The 23,280-nt window shown below is 52.1% G+C and carries 21 protein-coding genes; 5 read left to right on the plus strand and 16 right to left on the minus strand.

Annotated features, from left to right (window positions below; all coding sequences use genetic code 11):
- Positions 1-4 precede the first annotated feature (4 nt).
- The gene (locus tag CWE12_RS05775) at positions 5-970 is read right to left on the minus strand and encodes a PLP-dependent cysteine synthase family protein (RefSeq protein ID WP_126788728.1); all 966 of its coding nucleotides are present in this window, start codon (positions 968-970) and stop codon (positions 5-7) included.
- A gap of 189 nt (positions 971-1,159) precedes the next feature.
- Here CWE12_RS05775 and CWE12_RS05780 point away from each other — a divergent pair, with 189 nt between their 5' ends.
- Positions 1,160-1,792, plus strand: coding sequence for a hypothetical protein (locus tag CWE12_RS05780; protein ID WP_241984144.1), 633 nt, complete (start codon positions 1,160-1,162; stop codon positions 1,790-1,792).
- Between the two features lie 77 nt (positions 1,793-1,869).
- Here the strand turns inward: CWE12_RS05780 and CWE12_RS05785 are convergent, their stop codons facing one another.
- The 6 genes from CWE12_RS05785 to CWE12_RS05805 all read right to left on the minus strand — a co-directional run bounded on the left by CWE12_RS05785 (position 1,870) and on the right by CWE12_RS05805 (position 8,578).
- Positions 1,870-3,756, minus strand: a complete 1,887-nt coding sequence (locus tag CWE12_RS05785; protein ID WP_126788729.1) for a S8 family peptidase — start codon at positions 3,754-3,756, stop codon at positions 1,870-1,872.
- Positions 3,757-3,940: 184 nt separating this feature from the next.
- On the minus strand, positions 3,941-4,573 hold the full coding sequence (locus CWE12_RS05790) for a hypothetical protein (protein WP_126788730.1): 633 nt from the start codon (positions 4,571-4,573) through the stop codon (positions 3,941-3,943).
- A gap of 169 nt (positions 4,574-4,742) precedes the next feature.
- Positions 4,743-6,299 (minus strand): YifB family Mg chelatase-like AAA ATPase, encoded by a 1,557-nt coding sequence (locus CWE12_RS05795; protein ID WP_126788731.1) that lies wholly within the window; start codon positions 6,297-6,299, stop codon positions 4,743-4,745.
- Between the two features lie 698 nt (positions 6,300-6,997).
- The gene (locus CWE12_RS13710) at positions 6,998-7,123 is read right to left on the minus strand and encodes a hypothetical protein (protein ID WP_275540979.1); all 126 of its coding nucleotides are present in this window, start codon (positions 7,121-7,123) and stop codon (positions 6,998-7,000) included.
- A gap of 711 nt (positions 7,124-7,834) precedes the next feature.
- The gene (locus CWE12_RS05800; RefSeq protein ID WP_126788732.1) at positions 7,835-8,080 is read right to left on the minus strand and encodes a hypothetical protein; all 246 of its coding nucleotides are present in this window, start codon (positions 8,078-8,080) and stop codon (positions 7,835-7,837) included.
- Positions 8,081-8,236: 156 nt separating this feature from the next.
- The gene (locus CWE12_RS05805) at positions 8,237-8,578 is read right to left on the minus strand and encodes an HlyD family efflux transporter periplasmic adaptor subunit (RefSeq protein ID WP_241984145.1); all 342 of its coding nucleotides are present in this window, start codon (positions 8,576-8,578) and stop codon (positions 8,237-8,239) included.
- Positions 8,579-8,859: 281 nt separating this feature from the next.
- Between CWE12_RS05805 and CWE12_RS05810 the strand changes: the two genes are divergently transcribed.
- The 3 genes from CWE12_RS05810 to CWE12_RS05820 are packed head-to-tail and all read left to right on the plus strand — an operon-like array spanning position 8,860 to position 11,329.
- Complete coding sequence (locus CWE12_RS05810) at positions 8,860-9,285, plus strand: hypothetical protein (RefSeq protein ID WP_126788733.1); 426 nt, start codon at positions 8,860-8,862, stop codon at positions 9,283-9,285.
- A gap of 4 nt (positions 9,286-9,289) precedes the next feature.
- On the plus strand, positions 9,290-9,769 hold the full coding sequence (locus CWE12_RS05815; protein WP_126788734.1) for a PH domain-containing protein: 480 nt from the start codon (positions 9,290-9,292) through the stop codon (positions 9,767-9,769).
- 18 nt (positions 9,770-9,787) lie between these two features.
- Positions 9,788-11,329: a PH domain-containing protein gene (locus tag CWE12_RS05820; protein ID WP_126788735.1), complete on the plus strand. Its 1,542-nt coding sequence runs from the start codon at positions 9,788-9,790 to the stop codon at positions 11,327-11,329.
- 13 nt (positions 11,330-11,342) lie between these two features.
- Here CWE12_RS05820 and CWE12_RS05825 read toward each other — a convergent pair whose 3' ends face one another.
- From CWE12_RS05825 to ubiK, 7 genes are all read right to left on the minus strand, one after another.
- On the minus strand, positions 11,343-11,777 hold the full coding sequence (locus CWE12_RS05825; RefSeq protein ID WP_126788736.1) for an EF-hand domain-containing protein: 435 nt from the start codon (positions 11,775-11,777) through the stop codon (positions 11,343-11,345).
- Between the two features lie 80 nt (positions 11,778-11,857).
- Positions 11,858-12,574, minus strand: a complete 717-nt coding sequence (locus CWE12_RS05830; RefSeq protein ID WP_126788737.1) for a response regulator — start codon at positions 12,572-12,574, stop codon at positions 11,858-11,860.
- A complete protein-coding gene (locus CWE12_RS05835) occupies positions 12,571-14,004 on the minus strand; it encodes an ATP-binding protein (protein ID WP_126788738.1) in 1,434 nt (477 codons plus the stop codon). Before CWE12_RS05835 ends, CWE12_RS05830 begins: the two co-directional genes overlap by 4 nt.
- Positions 14,005-14,010: 6 nt before the next feature.
- The gene (locus tag CWE12_RS05840; RefSeq protein ID WP_126788739.1) at positions 14,011-14,643 is read right to left on the minus strand and encodes a PqiC family protein; all 633 of its coding nucleotides are present in this window, start codon (positions 14,641-14,643) and stop codon (positions 14,011-14,013) included.
- Positions 14,640-16,283, minus strand: coding sequence for an intermembrane transport protein PqiB (pqiB, locus tag CWE12_RS05845; RefSeq protein ID WP_126788740.1), 1,644 nt, complete (start codon positions 16,281-16,283; stop codon positions 14,640-14,642). Before pqiB ends, CWE12_RS05840 begins: the two co-directional genes overlap by 4 nt.
- Positions 16,267-17,529 (minus strand): paraquat-inducible protein A, encoded by a 1,263-nt coding sequence (locus CWE12_RS05850; protein ID WP_126788741.1) that lies wholly within the window; start codon positions 17,527-17,529, stop codon positions 16,267-16,269. Before CWE12_RS05850 ends, pqiB begins: the two co-directional genes overlap by 17 nt.
- 8 nt (positions 17,530-17,537) lie before the next feature.
- Entirely contained in the window at positions 17,538-17,831 is a 294-nt protein-coding gene (ubiK, locus tag CWE12_RS05855) for a ubiquinone biosynthesis accessory factor UbiK (protein ID WP_198675700.1), read from the minus strand.
- 93 nt (positions 17,832-17,924) lie between these two features.
- Between ubiK and rep the strand changes: the two genes are divergently transcribed.
- Positions 17,925-19,940: a DNA helicase Rep gene (gene rep, locus CWE12_RS05860; protein WP_126788742.1), complete on the plus strand. Its 2,016-nt coding sequence runs from the start codon at positions 17,925-17,927 to the stop codon at positions 19,938-19,940.
- 1 nt (position 19,941) lies between these two features.
- Here rep and CWE12_RS05865 read toward each other — a convergent pair whose 3' ends face one another.
- Positions 19,942-22,542, minus strand: coding sequence for a sensor domain-containing phosphodiesterase (locus CWE12_RS05865; RefSeq protein WP_126788743.1), 2,601 nt, complete (start codon positions 22,540-22,542; stop codon positions 19,942-19,944).
- 264 nt (positions 22,543-22,806) lie between these two features.
- Complete coding sequence (locus CWE12_RS05870) at positions 22,807-23,232, minus strand: c-type cytochrome (protein ID WP_420836630.1); 426 nt, start codon at positions 23,230-23,232, stop codon at positions 22,807-22,809.
- Positions 23,233-23,280 lie beyond the last annotated feature (48 nt).

Genomic DNA, 23,280 nt, shown 5'->3' on the forward strand with positions numbered 1-23,280 from the left:
CCTCTTAATCCAGTTTCTGCTCGGCTAGCCAGTCATCATTGAATAGCTTCGATAAATAGCGGCTACCGGTATCGCACGCCAGGGTCACTACGCGTTTTGCTTCAGTCTGTTCACGGCAGTAACGCAACGCTGCGGCAATTAACGTACCGCTGGATGAACCGACCAAGATGCCTTCTTTGGACAATACATCACGCGCGGTCTGAAACGACTCTTTGTCGCTGATAGCATAGGCTTTATTCGCCAGACTGATATCACAGGTGTCAGGAATAAAGTCTTCACCAATGCCTTCGATCAGCCAGCTGCCCGGCTCAATCTCTTTACCTTCATTGACCAGCGGCGCCAGAATTGAGCCATCCGGGTCAGCCAGCACCAGATCGACATTGGCATTTTGCTCGCGCAGGTATTTGCCGACGCCACTTAATGTTCCGCCAGAGCCGACGCCACACACAAATGCATCCAGCTTACCATCCAGCTGCTGCCACATTTCCGGGCCTGTGGTGGTGTAATGGGCCTTCACGTTTGCCTGGTTGGCAAACTGGTTGACATAGTACGCATTGCGTTCTTTCGCAATCCGCTGGGCCATATCCTGATAGTATTCCGGGTGGCCTTTGTTCACGTCGGAGCGTGTTTCAATAACTTCAGCGCCCATCGCTAAAAGGTTGTGCAGCTTCTCGCGGCTCATTTTGTCCGGCAGCACGATAACCAGCTTGTAGCCCTTTTGCATAGCAACCAGCGCTAATCCCAGACCGGTATTGCCAGCAGTCGCTTCGACAATGGTATCGCCTGGCTTCAGCTTGCCTTCTGCTTCGGCTGCTTCAATCATGCTCACGGCGATACGGTCTTTAATCGACAAGCCCGGGTTCTGAATTTCAAGTTTCAAATACAACTCGCAAGGGCCTGTATCAAGATTGCTAACGCGTAACATCGGCGTGTTGCCGATCATTTCCAGTGCATTTGCATATACGTTCATAGTGAATCTGCCTGTGGTGCTGGGTGAGTGGGTATGATACTAAAGCTGAAGACCAGTATCTATGCCAGCGTCTATGCCAACTGGTTATCAGCTATGTCTTTTATGTGCGTTCAAATGTAGCTAGACTGAGACAAATCGCAATTCGCGGACAATTCTGTTTACAAGATGCTTATAAATAAGGAAACCTGAATGCAACTTAGTACTTTTGCTTCTTCTCGCTTAACACGCGCTCTTCTCGGTGGCTCAGCGCTGCTCGCGCTGGCCGCATGCACGACTGCCGACGAGCCTCCTCAGGACCAGTTTTTTGATAGCCTGTTAGCACATTGTGGCAACGCGTACGCAGGTGAAGTCACAGAGGGAGACGAAGAACTGGATGCAAAATGGATCGCCAGTGACATTGTCATCGAATTACGTGAATGCAGTGAAGAACGGATTCGTATCCCACTTCACGTTGGCGAAGACCGGTCGCGTACCTGGGTACTCACCCGCACTCAAAATGGACTGGAACTAAAACACGATCATCGTGAAGAAGATGGCAGCCATGACCCGCTGACCATGTACGGGGGCGAAACCTTTAGTCCCGGTACCGCATCTTCACAATCATTTCCAGCCGACGAGTACAGTAAGCAACTGTTTGCCGAACTGGGGTCTACTGCTTCTATCCGTAATACCTGGTGGCTCGAACTACCTGACGAAAATACACTACGCTACCGGTTAGTGCGCGATGGACGCGAGTTCCAGGTCGATGTCGACCTCTCACAACCAGTTGAAGCGCCACCAGCACCATGGGGTTGGCAGGATAACTACGATTATCGCCAGTAAAATTTTTCCAGTATAAATAAAAAACCGGCCGCACTTAACAAAGTGACGGCCGGTTTTTTTATTCAGCGCTCAACAAATCATGGCTGATAGTTAGCTTCCAAATCTACGCCAGAATAAGCCTGATAAGCATGCACACCTAAATGCCAGGTGCCAGCCTGCGGGTTATCGATGGTGCAGATTTCATTGTTACCTGAAAGATACGGGCGACAATCCCAGTTCTGCAGGGTCGGAGACCCGGCGTTACGAACATATAGGTCAGCATCACCTGAGCCACCAGATATTTCGACCGTAAAGGTACTCATACCAGATGGAATATCGATGGTGAATCGGTTCCATTCGCCGGTTGCAGCGCTAAGGTTATCGACGCTGCCGCCACCTCCGGTATCGTCACCACCGCCGTTGTCGCCGCCATCACCTAACGCCAGTTGGACTGCTGCACCGGCATCCAGAATGCCCACGCCACAGCCACTGCACGACGCAGGGAAGCTGCGTGCACTGTCGGTCAGAATTTGCGCAACCTGATCTGGGGTAGCTGAAGGCAGTGCCTGTTTCACCAGCGCAGCCACACCAGCAACATGTGGAGCAGCCATCGACGTGCCCTGATTGAAGCGATAGCTGTCACTGCCAGGTGTCGTAGAACCTGAGTTATGAGTAGACAATACGCCTTCAGGGTCGTTGGCGAAACTCTGAGCCCCGCCCGGAGCCGCCAAAGTCACAGATGAGCCGTAATTAGAGTAGTAAGCACGGCCACCGTCACGATCGGTGGAGGCCACATTAACCACGCCTGAACAGTTGCCCGGGCTGAAGTTGTCCGCGTTTGAGTCGCTGTTACCTGAGGCAATCACCACAGTCGAACCGTTACTGCGCGCAGTATTAATTGCGCTTTGAGTAACCGACTGACAGCTGCCCTGCCCGCCAAGACTCATGTTGATCACATCGGCCGGGTTCTGATTCGCGGTTGTGCCGGGGACACTAGCACCAGACGCCCATAAAATGCCATCCGCGATATCGGCGGTGGTACCACCACAGCGGCCTAATACACGAACCGGAACAACCTGAGCGTCGTAAGCGACACCGGCGACACCCTGACCGTTATCAGAAACCGCCGCGATGGTGCCAGCGACATGGGTTCCGTGCCAGCTTGAGTCCTGGTCCTGGGCAGGTCGCCCACCTCCACAAGCGCCAGCGCTGACCCAGTCGCCCGGGTCACTGGCATCATTGTCACGGCCATCACCGTCGTTGCCAACAAAAGAGTCACTGATCATGTCGTAACCCGGTAACAGATTACCTGCCAGATCAGTGTGCGGTCGATAACCGGTATCCAGTACCGCTACAACCACGCCCTGTCCGGTAATACCCTGGGACCAGGCACCTTCGGTATTGGCACCGCCAACCGCTTCGTAATAGTGCCACTGCTGATTATATTGCGGGTCATTCGGCGCGTTTTGCGGATGGTGAAAGCGGTTTTCTTCAACCAGCTCAACACTTGGGTCACTGGCCAAAACTTCCATCATACGACGAACATTACGCCGTGAAGTTGGGTGCAACGATTGGGCGGAGCCACCAACAGCGTCGACCGCACGGAATACGTGGGTTCGGGCCAGGCCCATACTACGTACATAACTGATTTCCTGACCACTCAGCTGAGACATCTGCTGAGCCCGAGCTTGCATTAACGCGCCCCGTTCGCTCGGGTTGCCATTAACTTTAGCCATTACGTCAGGATCTTTTTCTTCTTTGAAGCGGATAATAAAACTGAGTTCGGGCCCGTTCTGACGCAATGACGTGCGACTCTGCCCGCTTTGTCCTGCGCCACCGCGGTTAACCTCTTTAACCTGTCCCGGAGGAGCTGGACGAGCGATCTCAGTCTGAGTCAGTTCATTCGCCTGAACGGCGCCGAGACCAAAGGAAGAAACTAGTGCTAAACCTAGCACGCTTAATTTTGTGTTTATAACTTTTTGCATAACGTTTTCTTTTTGTTTTAGAAAAGAAATCGGCTCAGATGAGCCCCGTAGTTCTGATTACTGCGGGTCTGATAAGGATCTAAACATCACCCAAAACGGCTAGCCCGTAAAGACCCTAACAAATTAAAAACGTTATTTTAACAATGTTTACAAAAAGATTACTAAACTGCTAGTCGGATTGGTTTTATTCTTCCCGGCATTGACGATAAAAGTCGCTGATCGAGTAGCGTTCTTCCTGCACCATGCGCTCATCCCAACGATAACGAATGTGCAGTTCATCCTCATCAATGTTCATATCGACTTCATTCACGGTCGCCAGACGGTCAAGATAGAGAATGTTTTTGTAGAGCAGCGTGTGATTACAGCTAAATACCACGTTTATTTGAGTGCGTTCTGCAACCTCCCCACCGCTGCGTACGGCATTAATCCGATACCCTTCACCTTCAATCGATTCAAGCACGGTATCGTCACTGACCTGGAACATGACAATAGCAAAGAGTGCCAGTAAGCCCACCAGACCGGTCCAGACCCAGGCCCCAATCCGTATCAACGGCCACTGCGGCATGTCGCCGACCGCGCGTTTGAGCATCACGACACCGGCAATCACTACAATCAGGTGAAGTACACTGACGATACTTTCAATCATTACCTGTTGCTCAGTCCAGCGCCAGGCAAACACATAAGTTCCCGGTTGCAATGCAATTTCGTACCATAAGGGAATCGTCAGAGCCACCATCGCCAGCGCCAGCCAGAGCAATCGCTGGCCGTCCGCTTTTGCATTTGAGCCTTGCGTTTTATTCATTCGTTGGTCAGTCATACTTGCCTCTTTTCACTTCCACTTCACTGGCTTGTCACAGTTGCGGCTGCTAAGCCCCAACATCGCTATCGTTCATTCTCTTTGCCAAGAGAGTACCGCTGCTTTAGCAACAGAGTACCACAGCAAAACTCACCATAGCAGAGCCTGGTATAGCGGAAGGCCTGTACAATCAGAGTTCACGTAACTGCCGTAACAATGCATCCAGCGCGCGGTAACTTAATGCTTCGCTCAAATGCTGACGACTAACCCGACCCGCAGCATCCAGATCAGCAATGGTTCGCGCCAGCCGTAAAACCCGATGGTAGGCGCGATGAGACATTTTAAAACGCTCCACTGCCGCGACCAGAAATTCATGGTCCGCCTCACTGAGCTGACAGATTTCGATCACGTCACAGGCTTTCAGTTCACTGTTAAGGCAATGCTGACGCTCAAGCTGCAGCTCCCTGGCTGCTTGCACCTTAGCTAACAGGCTCGAACTATCGGCGCTGTTCTCGCTGTTGTCCTCATTGCTACTTTGCGGACTGCGCTGTATGCCATGGCGCAACACATCAGGCTGCCTCGGCACTTCCACCTGCAAATCAATCCGGTCTAAAAATGGCCCGGAGATTTTACTTAAGTAACGCAGGATCTGATCCGGGGTCGCCCGGGCCGACGCGAGATCACCGTCAAAGCTACCGCACGGCGACGGGTTCAACGCACAGACTAGTTGAAACCTCGCCGGATACGAGGCCCGTTGCTTAGCCCGACTGATATGGACAATCCCTGACTCCAGTGGCTCCCGCAGACTGTCCAGAATATGACGATGGATCTCAGCCAGTTCATCAAGGAATAAAATACCGTGATCCGCCAGAGATATCTCACCCGGTCTGGCGTCCGAACCCCCACCAATCAAAGCCGCGGCCGACGAGGTATGATGCGGCGAGCGAAACGGCCGCTGACGCCAGCTTTGCGCCTGAAAGCCGTCCTGGCTTATCGACTGCACCGCCGCCACTTCCAGCGCCTGCTGTTCGTTAAGAGGCGGCAAAATACTCAACATGCGCTGCGCCAACATGGTTTTGCCCGTCCCCGGTGGCCCCACAAAGAGAATATTGTGCCCACCGGCAGCAGCCAGCAGCAACGCCCGTTTGGCCTGATGCTGCCCCTGTACGTCCTGCATGTCGCCATGGGCCATCGTCCTGACGGGCAAAGGTGACGGTTGGATAAGGGGGAGGCGTTGCGCGCCCGAAAGGTGCGCGACCACCTCCCGTAGGGTGGCGAAACCATAGGCCACCGCCTCACGCAGTAACGCCGCTTCTTCAGCGTTTTGGCTTGGGATCAGTGCTAAACGTTGCGCCTGTTGGCAGGCGATTAAACTCGGCAGGGTGCCGCGCACCGGGCGCAGCTCGCCATTGAGGCCCAATTCGCCATAGCATTCGATGTCATCAAGGTGCTCAAGGGTCAAGGTATCAGCCGCCAGCAATACCCCAACTGCAATAGCCAAATCGTAGCGCGCGCCCTGCTTCGGCAGCTCAGCCGGTGACAGGTTGACGGTAATCCGCCCCACCGGAAAACTAAAGTCACTGTTCAGCAGTGCCGTACGTACCCTGTCCTTCGCCTCTCGCACCGTGGTTTCCGGCATGCCAATAATCTGAAACTGGCCAATTCCCTTTGCCACACTTACTTCAACCTGAACCGCCGGCGCCTCCATGCCCAGCATCGCCCGGGTGTGCACCACCGCAAGCCCCATACGCCCTCTCCCTGGCCAATAACCTTCCCTAAGCCTAGTCAGCCGCGCGCCAGCTGCCTATGAGTCAATTGCGTATAGTGAAAAATCCGTCCTTTTACTGTATCGAGAATAATCGCTAAATCAACGGCAGGTGCATCACCGCCACGATCGCTCGCACCATGCTGTCATTGCTTGTTGAACTCAAGCAAAGAGACGCTCAAAAAATAGGGTTGTTGCTCTAACAGAGAGAAACGCAAGAGGCCACCAAATCAGGAAACTAGCCAAGGAAATCAAAACGACTTTTACGGTATTGCGCCTCTTCTGTATAAAAAGGTAGTAAGCACTCCCGATGACCCCAGAGAGGGCCAGCGCCAAAATACTCACAGTCTGACTTACCATATCTAAGGGCGCTAAAATCAGGACGAAGATGGGTAATAGATAAAGCGTATTTAATCTATTCTCTTGCATAATCCCCCCTTCGAGTAGCTATCACTTCAAACTAACTTATCTATGAGCGCTAGATAAAAAACCAAAAGTTTAATAACGTTACTTTGGCATCGACCAAGCTCGCCATTTTATTTCGGCCTTTCACAGACTGATAATAGCTAGTCCTGGCGCAACGCATGAAAGTAAAGCATCTCCTAAAACGAAAAAATATTGAGCGAGAAATTCTCAATAGACATCGCTATTATTCTAATTCTCAAAAATAACAATTAAAATCAAAGAACCTGCATTAAGCGCTCCAGCAAGTCAAAGAAACTAGTCGTTAAAACGTAACCAACGCCTAATCCACCAGTTAACCCAAGAACAATACCGAGTGAGTAAGAAAGCTGATCGTCTTTCATAGTACCAACCTTGCTATTCTAGAATTCAATAATGGCGAATATATTTCATCAGCTCATCGACTTCAAGCCCGATAACGACTCCTGAGCTCACGGAAACTACTTTCGTCCGGCGTGTAATATTAAATACCTCTGGACATGCTGGCATTACGCAAACGTCTGCAAGTCTAGGAACCTTTCTTTTTCTTCTTCTCTACCCACTCTAAATATCCGAACAGAGCTCCACCGAGTATGGCTACTCCAGACCATACAATCAATCCGAAAATGAAGTCTCCCTGTTCGCTGTACTCACCCCGAATGAACCCGGCCCCAAACATTATCAAAAAGAAAACGCCCCCCCATATCGCAATCCCTTTTATAAAAATAAAATTCCATATCGAACGATTGGCTATTTCTTTAGTTGATCTATCTCGCATTTTCATTTTATCCCCACCCAGTAAAAAGCAAGGGTAATTTGGCAGCATCTTTTTAAGGTCAAATATTTAGTCAGATTAGAATTACCAGGCTTCGACATCTGCGATAGCTAGTACCCTTATGCTTCAGTCTAACGGTTAAAATTCATAAGCCTAAGACGTAAAATGCGTCAGATCTCGAGCATCAAAAAATTAATTTGTTGAGTTTATCAATGGATTTCATATCCAAACATGGTAGATTTATAAAAACCTATTAGCCTACGTCAACTCGACAAGACTCCAATATGTCTAACACGCACTGCTAGCCAAGCCAATAGGGCTTGGTGAAAATAAGCACAAAAACTAAAAGCAACGGGTGAGCAAAAATTCTTGGGCCATCGTATTTCTTTTTATCTTGCTGAAACTCAGAAAATGACATACTTCCATATAATAAGTTTATCGGTAGCAGAGATATCGTTCCAATAATTGCGAACCCTATTTGATTCGTCAACCCAAGAACGATAAACAAGCCACATACAACGATTACACTCAAGGTCACTAATTTCATCTTCTTCTCCCAATTAGAGTAGCTTGCGAAAACAGGGGCTACTGGCCCCGAAACATCGAGTCTTATTGCGGGTCTTGAGCAGCGCTACCCATATATGTAGCAGCGCCCACGATAACACCAAGCTCAGCTCCAGGTAGAACTATTCCACCACTCACTTTATCCAATTCTTCGAACTTTAATTCTCGCATGAGAATCTCCAATAATACATTTCAAAGTTGCCCTTTCGGGCTTAACAGCATCCCCATAAGCGCGGATCTCTTGCGCAGCCAGCGTTGCTTCCACTCGGTATACTGGCTCCTGGGTTGCTTGCCCGGCCTGAACAAAGCCATAGGCCCTCGTTGGAATAAGTAGTACGGCTTTAAGCTCAGAGTTTTCGGGCACTATAGTTACAAGCGATTTTGCGGGCTGAAGATGATGACCGATCTCAGCAATTAAATTTGTTACTATGCCGTCAACTGGCGCGGTTATTAAAATTTCACCCCGCGCATTTAGCTCCAACTGTTACTGCTGGCGAACATCTTCCATCGCTAGCAACCTGGCGTTCGAGCTGGTTTTTACGGTTCGCAAGCAGATTAATTTGCTCGGTGAGGTTAGAGGCCATCAATGCGTTGAGGCTTTCGCCTCCAGCAAGATATTCAAGGGTACCTAGCAACATCAGGGATTGTCGCTGTTTTACCGAATCACCGTCCGCAACCCGTCGATAGGTCGCGGCCTACCAATTGCCGCCACTCGCGAAAACGCATACACTGACCTAGTAAAACAACAGGCATGGTTTAGGTATGTGGTTAGCAAACGCAGTCGGTAAAATCCCGTTCTGGATTCGGGTGGCTTTCGTGGTCGCCGTTTTTTCTATTCTGCTGGTGATGTCCGGTCCGGTTATCTTTAATCACGCCGGCTTTTTTCTGGTTTTGCTGTTCTTACTGTTTTTTGACCGCATTGTGGCCCGCACGGAACATAAGTCGGTGTATGTGGAAGATGTTATTGAGGCGGTGCAACTGGAAGGTGGCCGTCTGCGCATACTGGGCGAGTCCATTGAGGCGAGTCAGGTGCAACGCATTGCTATTGGCAGTAACGGTGAACAGGGTTACCTTCAGTTTCCGTTCAATCCTAAGTTCCGGGTCCGGTTGCTATTTCCTGCGGATCAGGTTGGTCAGCTCAGCCTGCATTTAAAACGCTTATTGCCCGACATTATTCTGGTGGAATAACGAAATGACCTTACCGGACTACCTGCATGTAGACCCCAAATATCGCCTGCAGCTGCGCATAGACGCGCTGATTAACTGGGGGCTGTTAATTGTGGCCAGCTTGATAGCGCTGGGGTGGATACCCGCTGAATGGCGCTGGGTTCCAGGCCTGGCGACAATTTTATTTATTTTGATCCTGTTGGTAATGCTGTTTTTTTGGGCGCCACGACGTTACCAGTTAACCGGCTACGCGGTCAGTGAACTGGACGTTCATTACCGCACTGGCGCCCTGTGGCGCACGCAAACCGCGGTGCCTGTGAACCGTATTCAGCATGTTGAAATAAGCCAGGGCCCGATTGAGCGCATGCTTGGGCTTAGTCGCCTGTCGTTGTATACCGCTGGCGGGGCTGGTTCAGACTTAGCGATACCCGGCTTAGCCAAATCACAGGCGGCGCAAATCCGCAGTCAGTTGCTCGGCCTTATCAACGAGCCGGACGAAGACTAAAGGAGCAGAGAGCTAACCGTGCAACGAGTCTCCGCCTATACGCTGATTTACTTTCTCGGCCGCTCGATCGTCCAGCTGGTCAGGCAAGGGAGTAACTTTATCCCGTTGCTGGTCATTCTTTTCGCTGGCGGCGAGCACCTACGCCAATTGGCGTTACCTGTGTTGCTCATTGCTATACCCGTTGGGCTTTGTTTGCACGCCGGGCTGTCGTGGTGGTTCTTCCGATACCAGAACGACAATACCCGGCTTTTTATCCGCAGTGGCATTTTTAAACGTACCCAGTTAACCCTGGATTATGCCCGTATTCAGCAGGCGGATATTCGCCAACCCTGGTACTTTCGCCCCTTAGGTCTGGCGGTACTCGGTGTCGACAGCGCAGGTTCAGAAAGCAAAGAGGTGGAACTCGCCGGAATTCCGTTTGCCCACGCACAGACCCTTAAAGAGCAAATGCTACATGAGTCACGCTCTAAAGGAAGCGTATCACAAGGCCACCCCGTCGACGGGAGCGAAGCCAGTGGAGACAACAGCCCCTCAACCATTTATCAGTTCACCCTTGGGCTAAAAGAAATCGCCCGCTATGGTCTGATGCATAATCCGGTGCTGCTAGCCCTGCCTATTCTGCTCTACCCACTCAGCCAGGGCGATATACTGGACGACCTGATTGATCAGCATCTGCAGCAACTGATGCAGTCTTTCAATCACATCAGTCAGGACGAAAGCGGCTGGGCGCTGTTAATAGCGCTGACCCTGGGTGCCATTGCGCTGCTGGTGGCGCTGTCGGTTGTTATCGCTATCGTTCGTTTCTATCGGTTCAGCCTGCATATTTTTGCTGGCACTTCAGATGGTACTGCAGCTGAGACTGCCAAAGACCCTGCGCATAAAAACCTGCACCGCTACCAGTCTCGTTTCGGCCTCTTTACTATCGCCTCACGTACCTTCCAGTACCTGCGGTTACAGCGTGTGGTCATTCAGCAAGGGTTGGTGGCACGCCTTATTTCACGCTACTCGATGCGGGTCAATCAAAGTGGTCAGGTGCAACGCCAGCAACAAAAAGCCTTTTTCCTGCCGGTACTGGACCAGTCTCGTCTCGATGACATAAAAATACAGCTCGGCTTAGCGCAGACCCCGGAATGGAAGCGGACCCACAAAGCCAGTATGGTGCTGCCGTTCCTGATTAGCGTCGCCTTTATAACTGCAGCTGCCACTCTGATCAGTTCATTCGATTTGAAAGTGATATTGCACGCTTTATGGATAAGCACGCTGGTTTCAGGGCTGGTGCAATGGTTGAGCTGGCGCAAACGGGCAGTATTTGTAAATGACCACTGGTTTGCGACCCAGCAAGGTATTCTCGGCAAGCAACAGCGTTGGGTGCCGGCACATAAAATACAGGCCCTGACATTACGCCAGGGCCCGTGGTTACGCTATTGGGGGATGCTCAGTCTGCAGGTATATAGCGCTGCCGGCCGTGAAACCATTAGCTGGTTGCCTGAATCTGAATTACAGCGAATTAGTGAGCACCTACTAACCAACAGCAAGACCTTCCATGGCCGATGGATGTAGTGTTGACGCTCGCTTAACCTTGCTGTTGCTGACGATCTGAACGATGGTTGCGCTCACCACGGTGTTTGTCACCCCGGGGGTGCCCTTCTTCCCGCCACTCGCGCATGCGTTCACGCATTTCCTGACGGCGCTCGGTTGTCCATTCACCACGTTTCTCGATCATTGCATTGAAATCATCTGCGGAAATTTCACCGTTGCCATCTTCGTCGATGCGCGCGAAGGCCGATGCCGCTCGTTCTTCCGCCCGTTGTATCGCGTTCGCAACAAATTCGCTTTCACTGATAATGCCGTCATTGTTGCTGTCAATCCGGGCAAACCAGTCGTGCTCCTCAACAGCCTCACCGGTTTCATCATTGGCCGTTGCAGCAGCACTTGCCAGCAGCATAGCCGAGGTTAAAGTTACCGCTGCAACGAGAGTTTTAAAGGTTAATTGCATTGATGTTTTCATGGTCGTTCTCCTTACCCGATTGGGTATCCTAAGTTGATACCTCTAATCTATTCCTCAAGTGTGCAGAGAGGGTGAGGGAATTAAGGAGAAACTGTGGAGATATCCGGTTCAAACCGGTAACCCACCCCATAGACCGACTGAATAAATTGCTGCTCTGCACGCACCTGTGTCAGTTTAAGGCGGATATTTTTGATGTGGCTGTCAATCGTGCGGTCCGACACCACACGATAGTCGTCGTACGCAGCATTCACCAGCTGGTCGCGTCTGAACACCCGCCCCGGGTTTTCAACCAGGGTCTGCAACAGGCGAAACTCAACCGGTGTTAACTCAATCGCCTGATTGTCCAGCTTCACTTTGAGTGCCGCCGGATCAAGCAATAAACCAGGTGTGCCCTGCTCTGCAGCGGAGCTACTCAGCCAGCGCTGACGCCGTAAAATTGCTTCCACACGGGCAACTACTTCACGCGGACTGAAAGGTTTGCAGATGTAATCATCGGCGCCAAGCCGCAGCCCCAACAAGCGGTCGATTTCGTCGTGGCGGGCGGTTAAAAATACCACCGGGACCTGAGAATGCTGGCGCAGTGACTGGCAAAGCTCCAGTCCATCAAGGCCTGGCAACATAATATCCAGAATCACCAGATCTGCCTCTAGTGCTCCTTCGGTTAGCGCAGTGAGGGCCCGGTCACCCTCGCCAAAGGTGGTTACTTGGAAGCCTGCATGCTGCAAATAGTCCGCCACAAGCTGCTGAATCTCCACTTCATCTTCAACCACGACGATATGGGCCTGCGGCTGGCTCATTGGCTGGTTACTCCCGGGTCCGGCAAGCTCAGACAAATTTGTAAGCCGCCCAGCGCGCTTTGCGTTGCTGTCAGGGTGCCCGCATGCGCCTGCGCAATCCGCTCACATATCGCCAGCCCCAATCCGCTGCCACCCAGTCGGCGGTTACGTGAAGCTTCGCCACGATACAAACGGCGGAAAATATCTTTCATTGCGCTTTCTGCCACGCCCGGCGCCGAGTCGCGAACGATCAATTGCACGGCATTGTCTGCCTGCGCTAGCTCAAGTTCAACCTCACCTGGCCCATCGGTATAGCGCATGGAATTGGACCAGACATTCATCAGTAACTGTTGCAATCGTTGCGGGTCAGCTTTGATGCTAAGGGGCTGCAACGGCAGTTTCAGCGTTGCTTTAAGGCCCGCCTGCTCTGCCTGATGGCTAAGCACCGGCCACTGCTCCTGTAACCAATTATTTAAGGTTAGCGGCTGCCACTGGTAACGTAACGAACCTGCATCGGCGTCAGCCAGCATATGCAGGTCGTCCACCAACTGCGTCAGTTGCCGAACCTGGCCCTGCAACAGGCCCATTTCCTGAGCGTCCAGATGGCGAATACCGTCTTCCAACGCTTCCAGCTCAGCCTGCAAAATAGTCAGCGGCGTGCGTAACTCGTGTGCAATGTCGGCCATAAACGCCTGTCGCTGGCCTGCTGCCGCACGCAGCGTTCGCGCCAGCGCATTAATATCGGCGGCCAGCGCCGTTAGCTCATCCCGCCCCTGCTGCGGCACTTCGACATCGTACGCTCCAGCGGCAAGCCGGCGGGTCGCCCGGGTCAGGGTACTCACCCGGCGTCGTAAACGTCGTGCCAGTATTGCTGCAACCAGCGCCGCGACCACCAAAGCAGCAAAACCCGCCAGCAGGATCGCCGCCATTTGCTGCTGTTGAAAGACCTCGTCTATTGGCTGCAACGGCCCTTGCGGCCGGCCCGTTCGTAAATAGCCCAGAGTCACTCCGCTGTCCGGCTCAACAATAGACACCTGAATAGGGTCATCAATCTCGCGGCCAAACAGTAAATCACCATCGGCGCTATACAAGGCAAGATTGCGAAAGCTGAAGCGTAGCGGGTCGAGCCCGTCGCTCTGGGGTTGCTGACGTGACTCACGCCACTGCGCGATGCTCAACCCAGCCAACAGTCGACGCACACCGCCCCGTTCAAGTTCACCGAGCTGCTCAAAGCGAAAATCCTCATCGCGTTCGGTCTGGCGTTCGTAGTAGTCGGCAATAAGCACAGCGAGCTCCTGCATCCGCTGCGTTTCCTGAGCACTGAGGTAATTATTGAAGTTATGAATAAAATAGAGGCGTATGCCGACCAGAGTGGCCATCACCAGAATCAATGCCACACCTGCGATGGCAATAAACAGCTGCCAGCCAGTGGATAAGCCAAGTTTTTTCACGCTGGGTTACTCGCCTTCGTCGGTATTCACGCTGCTTTCGCTTGCTTCGTTGAGGGTTCTCAGCAATTGCGTCGCAACTTCCTGCATGCTTCGCTGCCAGGCAATCTCCAGAGCCTCCACCATAGCGTCATATCCGTCCTCCGCCAATTGCTGATGTTCGCTAAAGCGACCACTGGCAAAGAAGTCCTGCTGATAGTTACGGGCCTGCCAGATCCCCGCCACCTCGACTTCCCCATTTGGCAACAGGTGAAAGCTGTCGATGTGCAGATCCAGGCGCAAGTCGTAGCTCCGCAAATGGCCGCTCCCGGCCACTGGCAGCCAATCGCTTCCAGCGAGTTGCTGGGTCAGACCGTGGCGAAGCTGCCGTTGCAGCTGGGAATGCAGAGGCTCAGCCCACTGGTGCTGCCGTGAGCGATGAATCTGCTGATTATTGAGTGCCTGAGTCAGGCTTTTTCCGGCCAGATAACTGGCCACTTCAACGTCGCCAACCACGACCCGTTTCTGCATCGAGTCGTCAATAACCTCAAATTCCGGTGTGCTCAACAGGTACGACACGGTTTGCGGCGGCTGGCTGCTGCACGCGCTGAGCCAGAAAATGCTCAGTACAAGGCTGATGTTTAAATAGATGGACTGCTTCATTGGCGAGGTCTCCGTGGCTCAGGATCGCGTTCCGTCGGGGGATTAAACAACAACGAGTTAGGTCGCTCACGCAGTTGCTCAGCAAACGGCTCCAGGTCATTGAGGATCTGTTGCAGGCTATCCAGCGAGCGTGACAAATCATTGTAGGCTGGTGCGTCACTGGAGTACCCAGCCATCATCCGTTCCAGTTCAGCTAATGTCGCATTCAGCCGGGCAGGCATATCTTCCATCGCCGGATCACTGAGTAAGCGGGTCACCTGCTGGCTTAACGAAGACACTGCTCGCAAAGTTTCTTCTGAAGTTGCCAGGGTCTGCTCCGCGTTGCTACCCAGTTGACCAAAATCGATCTGGTTGAGGTTGCTGATAAGTTCGCCCAGTTGTTTATCCAGACTGCCGCCGCTGCCTGACTGAACAGGGAAGACCGGGTAATCGGCATTGGCCTCCGTCACCGGGATGGTTCCATCCTCACTAAAACCAATATCCACGTACAAGGCGCCAGTCAGCAAGTTTCCGGCGCGCAAACTGGCGCTCAGTCCGCGCTCAAACAACCCTTCCAGCTGCTCTTCCCATAGATCCATATTAAAGCCGGCAAACCTGGGGCCTAATCGTTCTGGTTCCATCCGAATTAACACTGGTACCTGCCGTTCCAACAGATTTTGCCCCAGGTTTTCACCACCCGTATATGGAACCTGTAACACCGTACCGACTCGAATACCACGGTACTCAACCGGCGCTCCCGGGCTCAACCCGCGGACACTGTCCTCGACTAACAATAAGTAGTCTGCGTAATGCGTAAAACCTTCCTGCCGTGCCGCTTCCTGGTCTCGAAACAGGGTGAATTCGGCACCGTCTTCGGCCGGCTCGCCATAACGGGTGTCGACCAGGGTATCGAAGGTAATACCTCCGGCCAGCACTGATTCCAGCGAACCTATATCGATATTAACCCCATCAGCACCAAACTGCATCGAAACCCCAGAATTTTGCCAAAACCGTACGTCATCGGTAATAAGTGCCATAAAGGGTTCTTCAATAAATACTGAGAAGACGTTCAGCTGCTCTTCAATATCAAATTCGGTGGTTTCAATACGACCCACGGTGTGGCCGCGGAAGGTCACCGGGTCACCGGGGTTTAGCTGATTACCGTATTGGCCACGTAACTGAACTGTCAGACCATTCTCATCACCCCGTAGTACCGGAGGCTGAGCCAGGGCAACGAAATCTCGTTTCCCTGAGGCACCTTCGGCGGGCTGCATTTCAATATAGGCACCGGACAAAATAGTGCCCAGACCACTGATCCCTTCGCGTCCAATCCTCGGCTTTACCAGCCAGAATCGAGTCTGCTCAGTAAGCATGGCCTCGGTCCCATCAAACATTCGAATATCGCTAATGGCATGACTAAAGTCGTCCGACAAACGTACGCCTTCAACCCTGCCCACCGCCACATCTTTCACTTTAACCAGGGTTTGGCCCGCTTCAATTCCTTCAGCGTTGCGCAGTTCGAGTGTCACCAGCGGACCCCGCCCACTGACCGTATCAAAGGCCATCCACACGCCAATAGCCAGCGCCACCGCAGGGACTAACCAAATTGAGGATATCCGGCGCGCTTTGCGGCGAGAGGCTTTTTCAAAGGTGTCGTTCATGCTTCCATTCCTGTACGTCAAAGCGAGCTCGCTCGGGGTGCCAAAGTGCTTTCGGGTCAAAAGCCATAGCTGCAAGCATAGTTAAAACAACCACAGCTGCAAACGCCATCGCTGCAGGCCCCGGGTAAATGGACAACAAGGCCCCAGCCTGAATAAGTGCAACCATGATGGCCACCACGAAGACGTCAATCATCGACCAACGGCCAATAAATTCAACCACCCGGTACCAATACACCCGGCGCTCGACGCTAAGTGGCTGCGGCCGGCGAATGACAAAACAGAGCCAGCCCAGTACCGCTATTTTAGCGATTGGAATAATAATACTGGCAAAGAAAATAATTGCCGCGACCAGGTACGAGCCCATCTCGACCATTTGCCAAACGCCGCCGATAATCGTCGAATCGACGGTGCCACCCACAGTAACGGTTCGCATCATCGGGTAGAGGTTAGCCGGAACATACAGAATGCTCGCCGTCACCAGTAGCGCAAGACACCACTCAATACGGTGACGCCCGGGCATACGTAACTTACGAAAGCAGCGCCGGCAGTGGCCCTGTTCAATTCGATTAAGCAGGCCGCAACTGTCACAGCCAACCAGCCCCTGAGACAATGCATCCACGCCCACTTTGGCGACGTAAGGCGTTTTCGCCTCATGGCGCAACGCAAACCACATCCAGTCCGTGTCGATGTTAGAAACTGTCTTTACCAGCAGAATAACGTAGCCACAGAATGCCCAAAACGACATGCCCAGCTGGATATCTGCCATGCCCAACAATTTTACCAGGCTGACCAACACGCCGACCAAAAATACATCGGTCATTAGCCAGGGTTTGATGCTACTAATGGCCCTTGCTAACCAGATAGCGCCCGTCCAGTACTGGCGTAAAGCAATGGCGGAGTAGACATAGACCACCGCTAGTAAATACAAACCCGGTAACACCAGGACCGTTGCCGCGATCAGAATTGATAACAACGGCCAGTCGTTACTGCGAAAGGCAGTCGCGGTGTCCAGCAACACGATATCCTGTGCCTGCCCCCCTAAAGCGAAGGACATAAAGGAAAATGGCATGGTAAACGCCAGCATGATCAATGCCGACAGGGCATAGGCTAAAACACGTTCGGCAGGGGCGTGAGCACGGTAGGTTAATTCCCGTTTACAACGAGGACAATTCGCCGCCTGACCAGCCTTTAAAGCCGGCAAGGCGACGACAAGATCACATTCCGGACATGCTCGGCGCCGTTTCATGAATGCACTTAGTTCGTAGTATCCACTGGGTTCGCATCGTCAGCGCCCTTCGCCATGGCTGGCTGACTTGCAGTGTCTTCGTGCGCGGCTTTTTCCAGTACTTCGATACGCTGGCGCAGGCGTAACAGCATTTGTTGCTGAATTTCAAACTCTTCACGTGTTACCACATCGAGCTTGCTGAGCTGTTGCTGCAAGGTTAATTTCACCCGGTTTTCGATATTATCGGCCATATCACGTACTCCCGGCGGGATGCTGTCGGTGATCTGCTTGGCGAGTTGTTCAATTTTTTTGGTATCAATCATTAGGCTTAATCCGTTTTTACTTCATGTTTAACTCTTGCCTTAACTATAGCACGGGAAATGGGGTACACTCTGCGCGTTTTCTTCGAGGTATTTATGCAGTTAAATCCACGTCAGCGCGAAGCAGTCACCTACATTGGCGGCCCATTATTGGTGCTGGCCGGTGCTGGCAGTGGTAAAACCCGGGTCATCACCGAAAAAATTGCTCATCTGGTCCGCCATTGCGACTACCGGGCGAAGGACATTGCCGCGGTCACCTTTACCAATAAAGCCGCGCGTGAGATGAAAGAGCGCATTCACAAAACTCTTGGTCGCCAGGCCTGCCGTGGACTCCGTGTTTCCACCTTCCACACCCTGGGTCTCGATATCATCCGCCGGGAAACCGCCACCCTGGGTATGAAACCTGGCTTTTCGTTGTTTGACGACCAGGACTCAATGGCTCTGCTGAAAGCGCTGACCGACGATGAGCTGGATGTCGATAAAAGCTGGCTTAAATTAGCGGTCAGTAAAATCAGTAACTGGAAGAATGACATGCGCTCGCCTGATGCCGTACTGGCCTCTGCTGAGGGTGACGACCAACTGTTTGCGGTGGTTTACGAGCAATATCAGCGCCATCTGAAAGCATACAACGCACTTGATTTCGACGACCTGATCCTGTTGCCAACGGTGCTGCTTCGTGATCACCCAGCCGTTCGTGAACGCTGGCAGAAACGCATCCGTTACCTGTTGGTCGACGAATATCAGGATACCAATACCAGCCAGTACCAGCTGGTTCGACTGTTAGTTGGCGAACGCGCTCGCTTTACCGTGGTGGGTGACGATGATCAGAGTATTTATTCATGGCGTGGTGCGCAGCCGAAGAACCTGGCATTGCTACAGGACGATTTTCCACAGCTGCGCGTGGTCAAGCTCGAGCAAAATTACCGGTCCATGGAGCGGATCCTCAAATGCGCCAATATCCTGATTGACAATAACCCGCATGTGTTTGAAAAACGTCTGTTTTCCGATATGGGGTATGGCGAGCCGTTACGCGTCATCTTTGGCCGCAACGAAGAAAACGAAGCCGAACGGGTGGTCGCCGAGATAGTCCGCGAGCGTTTCTTAGAAAAAACACGCTATGGTGACTACGCCATCCTCTATCGCGGCAACCACCAGGCACGTGGGTTTGAAAAGTCACTGATAAACAACCGTATACCCTACAAAATGACCGGTGGTCAGTCGTTTTTCTCGCGCGCTGAAATCAAAGACATCATGGCGTATTTGCGCTTGCTGGTGAATCCGGACGACGATAATGCGTTTTTGCGTATCATCAACCTTCCGCGTCGAGGCATTGGCCCGACTAGTATGGAACGAATTGGCGAGCTGGCCAATCAGGAACGGGTTAGTCTTTTTTCTGCCTGCCAAATTCATGGCCTGAATACTTTGTTAAGTGCACCTGCCTTTCATGCGGTGCAAAGCTTTGTTGAGCTTATCCAGCGAACCGCACGCAAAGCGGCTGAACCCGGTGAACAAAGCGTCCATGCCATCCGCGATTTAATTAAGTTCATTCAGTACGAAGAGTGGCTGTTCGAAAGCAGCCCAAGTCCGGCCGCCGCCGAAATGCGGATGAAGAACGTTAACGAGCTGTATCGCTGGGTCAGCGACATGCTAAAAGACGACGATGACGAGGCGCTGAGTCTCGAACAGGCTGTGAATAAACTGATGCTGCGCGATATGCTCTCGCGACAGGATGAAGAAGACGACGGCGATCAGGTGCAGCTAATGACGCTGCACGCTTCAAAAGGGCTCGAGTTTCCTTACGTTTTTATGGTCGGCATGGAAGAAGGCTTGTTGCCGCACCAGTCGAGTATTGATGAAGGCAATATTGAAGAGGAGCGGCGCCTGGCCTATGTCGGTATTACCCGCGCCCAACAACGACTTATTTTCACGCTGGCGCGTGAACGTCGCCAGTATGGTGAAACCATACGGCCCGAACCCAGTCGCTTTTTATTCGAGCTGCCGCAGGATGACGTTAAGTGGGAAGATAGTCAGACCAAAGTCAGTCATGAAGAAAAACAACAACGCAGTGCCAGCAACATTGCTGCATTGCGCAACATGCTGAAAAAAGACTGACTTAAGCGTAGGCTTCTTGTTCGTCGCTGGCTCCGTTATCGCTTTCCTGCAACGGTTGTGCTGCGCTAAACAAGTTGCCCTGGCCATGATGCACGCCCAGTTTACGCAATTGTTTAAGTAGTGCCTTTGACTCAAGCCCCTCCGCTGTCAGACGAATCGAAAGTTCTTCGCATAAGGTGACCACATGTCGCACCATCGCGCGGGCGCGCGGCTTGCGACCTGTTTGGCGAACGAAGTTGCGGTCCAGCTTAATAATGTCAAACGGATAATTATAGATAAACTGCAACGGCCCTGACCCCCGTCCAAAATCATCCAGCGCCAGCTTGACACCGAATGCGTGCAGCCGACGCAGACTGACCAGCAGTCGTCGGCCTTCCTGTCTGAGCAGGTTCTGCTCGTCAAACTCCAGTACTACCATGTCCTTAGGTATCGGCAACGCATCGATGGCGTCTTCCAGGGCTTTCAGATGGCGCATGGTCATCAGGTGCTGTGTCGACAGATTAAAGTGAATCGGTGCCTGTGGTAATTCGCCCTCTTGCTGCTCCAGCACCAACGCTGTCTGTTTAATGACCCAGTGATCGATATCCAAAATGGCGCCTGAACGCTCTGCCTGCTTAATAAAAGACCCCGGGGCCAATAACTTATCACCTCGTTGCCAGCGCAAGAGGATTTCGTGCCCTTCGATACGGTCACTATCAAGCCCATAAATAGGCTGATACCACAAACGAAAATCGCGGTAGGTATGCGCACTTCGCAGCGCCGATTCCTGGCTAACTGCTGCCACCAGGCCGTGGCGGATGGTATCGTCGAAGACCACATAGCGGCCGCGGCCAGAGCTTTTCGCTTCATACATAGCGGCGTCTGCGTCGCGCAGCAGGCGATCTACACTTTCATTAATATCGCGGCTTAATGCAATGCCAATACTGGCCCCGGAAAAATGCTCCTGGTCGTCCAGGATAAAGGGCGCCCGCATCATCTGAATAATTGACTCAGCAACCTGCTGGGCCTGCTCAAGGCTTTCGATATGTTCCAGCAAAATCACGAACTCATCACCGCCGATACGGGCAATCAGATCATGTTGCGAGACTGAACTGCGCATGCGTTGGCTGACTTCAAGCAGAAACTGGTCACCGGCCGAATGGCCGAGGGTGTCATTAATATTTTTGAAGCGGTCGAGATCGATAAAGAGCACCGCAAAGTTGCCGTTTCGTTCACGTTGCTTCCGGCGAATCGCTTTTTCGACCCGCTCTGTAAACATAGGCCGGTTGGGTAATCCGGTCAGGTTGTCATGGTGGGCATCGTAATACAGTTTTTCTTCAATCTTCTTGCGCCGTTCAATTTCCTCGACCAGCTCCTCGGTTCGTTCCGCAATACGTTTTTCCAGAAACACATTGGCCCGAGCCAGCTTTTCGGCTGAACGCCGCCGTTCAATAGCGACTGCCACGTGCTGAGAAACGAAGTTAAGCAGTTCGAGATCATCGCTCGAATAGGTCGACTCGTTATTGTAGCTTTGCACCGCCAGCACGCCGAACACGTCGTCATTAATTGATAGCGGCGACCCCAGCCATTGCTGTGCCAACATACCGTTGTCACCGCCAACCACAATCTCACCGCGGCGCACCAGCTCCTCACGTTCACGACTGCCGATCATAATGGGCGAGCCCTGGCGTAGAACGTACTCTGTCATCCCTTTACGCAAGCGCCGCTGCTTGGCTTTACGATCGTTTTCATCGACATAATAAGGGAAATACACCTGCTGGTTATTTTCTGTCAGCAGCGCGACGTAGAAGTTTTGCGCTTTCAATAACTTATTGATCTGTTTATGCAGCTCACTGTAGAAACTGTGCATATCTTCAGAGCTATTGGTCAGTTCTGAAATAGCAAACAGCACCGACGTTTGCAGCTCAGCCTTTTCGCGGACGGTAATTTCTTTCAACAGATCTTCATTGGTGACCCGCAGTTCCGCTGTCTGCCTTTTAATCTCGGCCTGCATCAACTCCCGTTGACGAAAACGTTCCAGCGCATTGACCACATGCTGCGAAACGAACATTAATAATTCGAGATCCTGCTGGCTGTAGCGAACGTCTTCCTGGTAACTCTGCACCACCATCGCGCCCATGATCTGGTCGCCAGATAATAAGGGGACACCCAGCCAGTCCACATGCAGCGAACCCATTTTATCGATTTCACCGCTGTGCTCTAATTCGCGGAAGGTGTCCTTGGTCAACAACAAAGGTTCACCTGTGCGCAGCACATAGCCGGTTATACCGCGCTTCAATTTTTCGGCGGGCATTTGGGTCAGGGTGTCGAGGTTATCCTGCTCGTCAACAAAATAGGGGAAGTGAACCGTTTCAGAGGCCGCGTCATACAAGCAGATATAAAAGTTATTGGCGGCCATAAGCTCACCAATAATGGCGTGTACCGACGCATAAAGCTGGTCCATGTCACGTGCCGAAGCCGCCAGCTCAGAGATCCTGAACAGCGCTTTCTGTACCACCTCTGCCTGGCGGTACTTATGCGTAAGCAGCTTCAGCCGCTCAATCACCTTTTGCTGGCGTTTGAGCTCTGAGAGCTGCTCGTTGGGGGCGGCAACTTGTGTCATGTTGTTAGACTAGTACCCTATAGTAAGTGGTCAGTCATTAAGTTATAAAACATCAGCATATAAGCACCCACTACTATACATGGGTCACAAAAGTCTGAAAAGCGTCCAATTAGTTTAAAATAATATTAATATTTGCTCTTTAAATAGTACAAAAATAAGACTTTTCAAGTTATTGACGGAAATGAGTTCGGCGCGGGCAAGCTGCAGACAAAAAAAAACCGCCTTCAATGAGGCGGCTTTATAGAACTCAAATTTTTACCGGGCTTATAAGCCCGCGATCATGTGCTCAACGGCGGCTTCGATCTCTTCATCCGAGCACGCACCGCAACCACCACGAGGAGGCATCGCGTTAAAACCATTAATAGAATGGTCTAACAATACGTCCATCCCTTTGGCAATACGTTCTTCCCAGTCACCGGCGTTACCTTTTTTCGGTGCACCCAGTACACCACCGGCGTGACAGGCAGAGCAAGCCTGGTTATACACTTCTTCACCTGAACGAGGCTCGCTCGAACCTGCGCTTTGCGCTGCAGACGACTCACCTGCCATACGAACCTGGCCCGCTGGCTTTATGCGTTCTGCAATGCTGTCTTCTGACATATCCTGTGCAACAGCAACACCGCCTGCGATAGCCATTCCTGCCGCCATCGCTACCCAAGTCTTCCAATTCGCTAATTTCGCTACTTTCACAGTTATCTCCTGAGATTGCCAAACGACGGCCTACCCCATTCGCAACCT

The organism is Aliidiomarina sedimenti (assembly GCF_003986955.1).
Taxonomy (GTDB): domain Bacteria; phylum Pseudomonadota; class Gammaproteobacteria; order Enterobacterales; family Alteromonadaceae; genus Aliidiomarina; species Aliidiomarina sedimenti.

Excerpts from the sequence above, each read along its gene's own strand:
- CWE12_RS05800 (WP_126788732.1), bottom strand. The coding sequence starts at position 8,080 with ATGAAATTAGTGACCTTGAGTGTAATCGTTGTATGTGGCTTGTTTATC.
- rep (WP_126788742.1), top strand. The coding sequence starts at position 17,925 with ATGCAGTTAAATCCACGTCAGCGCGAAGCAGTCACCTACATTGGCGGC.
- pqiB (WP_126788740.1), bottom strand. The coding sequence starts at position 16,283 with ATGAACGACACCTTTGAAAAAGCCTCTCGCCGCAAAGCGCGCCGGATA.
- CWE12_RS05830 (WP_126788737.1), bottom strand. The coding sequence starts at position 12,574 with ATGAGCCAGCCGCAGGCCCATATCGTCGTGGTTGAAGATGAAGTGGAG.
- CWE12_RS13710 (WP_275540979.1), bottom strand. The coding sequence starts at position 7,123 with ATGAAAGACGATCAGCTTTCTTACTCACTCGGTATTGTTCTTGGGTTA.
- CWE12_RS05815 (WP_126788734.1), top strand. The coding sequence starts at position 9,290 with ATGACCTTACCGGACTACCTGCATGTAGACCCCAAATATCGCCTGCAG.
- CWE12_RS05840 (WP_126788739.1), bottom strand. The coding sequence starts at position 14,643 with ATGAAGCAGTCCATCTATTTAAACATCAGCCTTGTACTGAGCATTTTC.
- CWE12_RS05785 (WP_126788729.1), bottom strand. The coding sequence starts at position 3,756 with ATGCAAAAAGTTATAAACACAAAATTAAGCGTGCTAGGTTTAGCACTA.
- CWE12_RS05775 (WP_126788728.1), bottom strand. The coding sequence starts at position 970 with ATGAACGTATATGCAAATGCACTGGAAATGATCGGCAACACGCCGATG.
- CWE12_RS05865 (WP_126788743.1), bottom strand. The coding sequence starts at position 22,542 with ATGACACAAGTTGCCGCCCCCAACGAGCAGCTCTCAGAGCTCAAACGC.
- ubiK (WP_198675700.1), bottom strand. The coding sequence starts at position 17,831 with ATGATTGATACCAAAAAAATTGAACAACTCGCCAAGCAGATCACCGAC.
- CWE12_RS05850 (WP_126788741.1), bottom strand. The coding sequence starts at position 17,529 with ATGAAACGGCGCCGAGCATGTCCGGAATGTGATCTTGTCGTCGCCTTG.
- CWE12_RS05810 (WP_126788733.1), top strand. The coding sequence starts at position 8,860 with ATGTGGTTAGCAAACGCAGTCGGTAAAATCCCGTTCTGGATTCGGGTG.
- CWE12_RS05825 (WP_126788736.1), bottom strand. The coding sequence starts at position 11,777 with ATGAAAACATCAATGCAATTAACCTTTAAAACTCTCGTTGCAGCGGTA.
- CWE12_RS05780 (WP_241984144.1), top strand. The coding sequence starts at position 1,160 with ATGCAACTTAGTACTTTTGCTTCTTCTCGCTTAACACGCGCTCTTCTC.
- CWE12_RS05790 (WP_126788730.1), bottom strand. The coding sequence starts at position 4,573 with ATGACTGACCAACGAATGAATAAAACGCAAGGCTCAAATGCAAAAGCG.
- CWE12_RS05795 (WP_126788731.1), bottom strand. The coding sequence starts at position 6,299 with ATGGGGCTTGCGGTGGTGCACACCCGGGCGATGCTGGGCATGGAGGCG.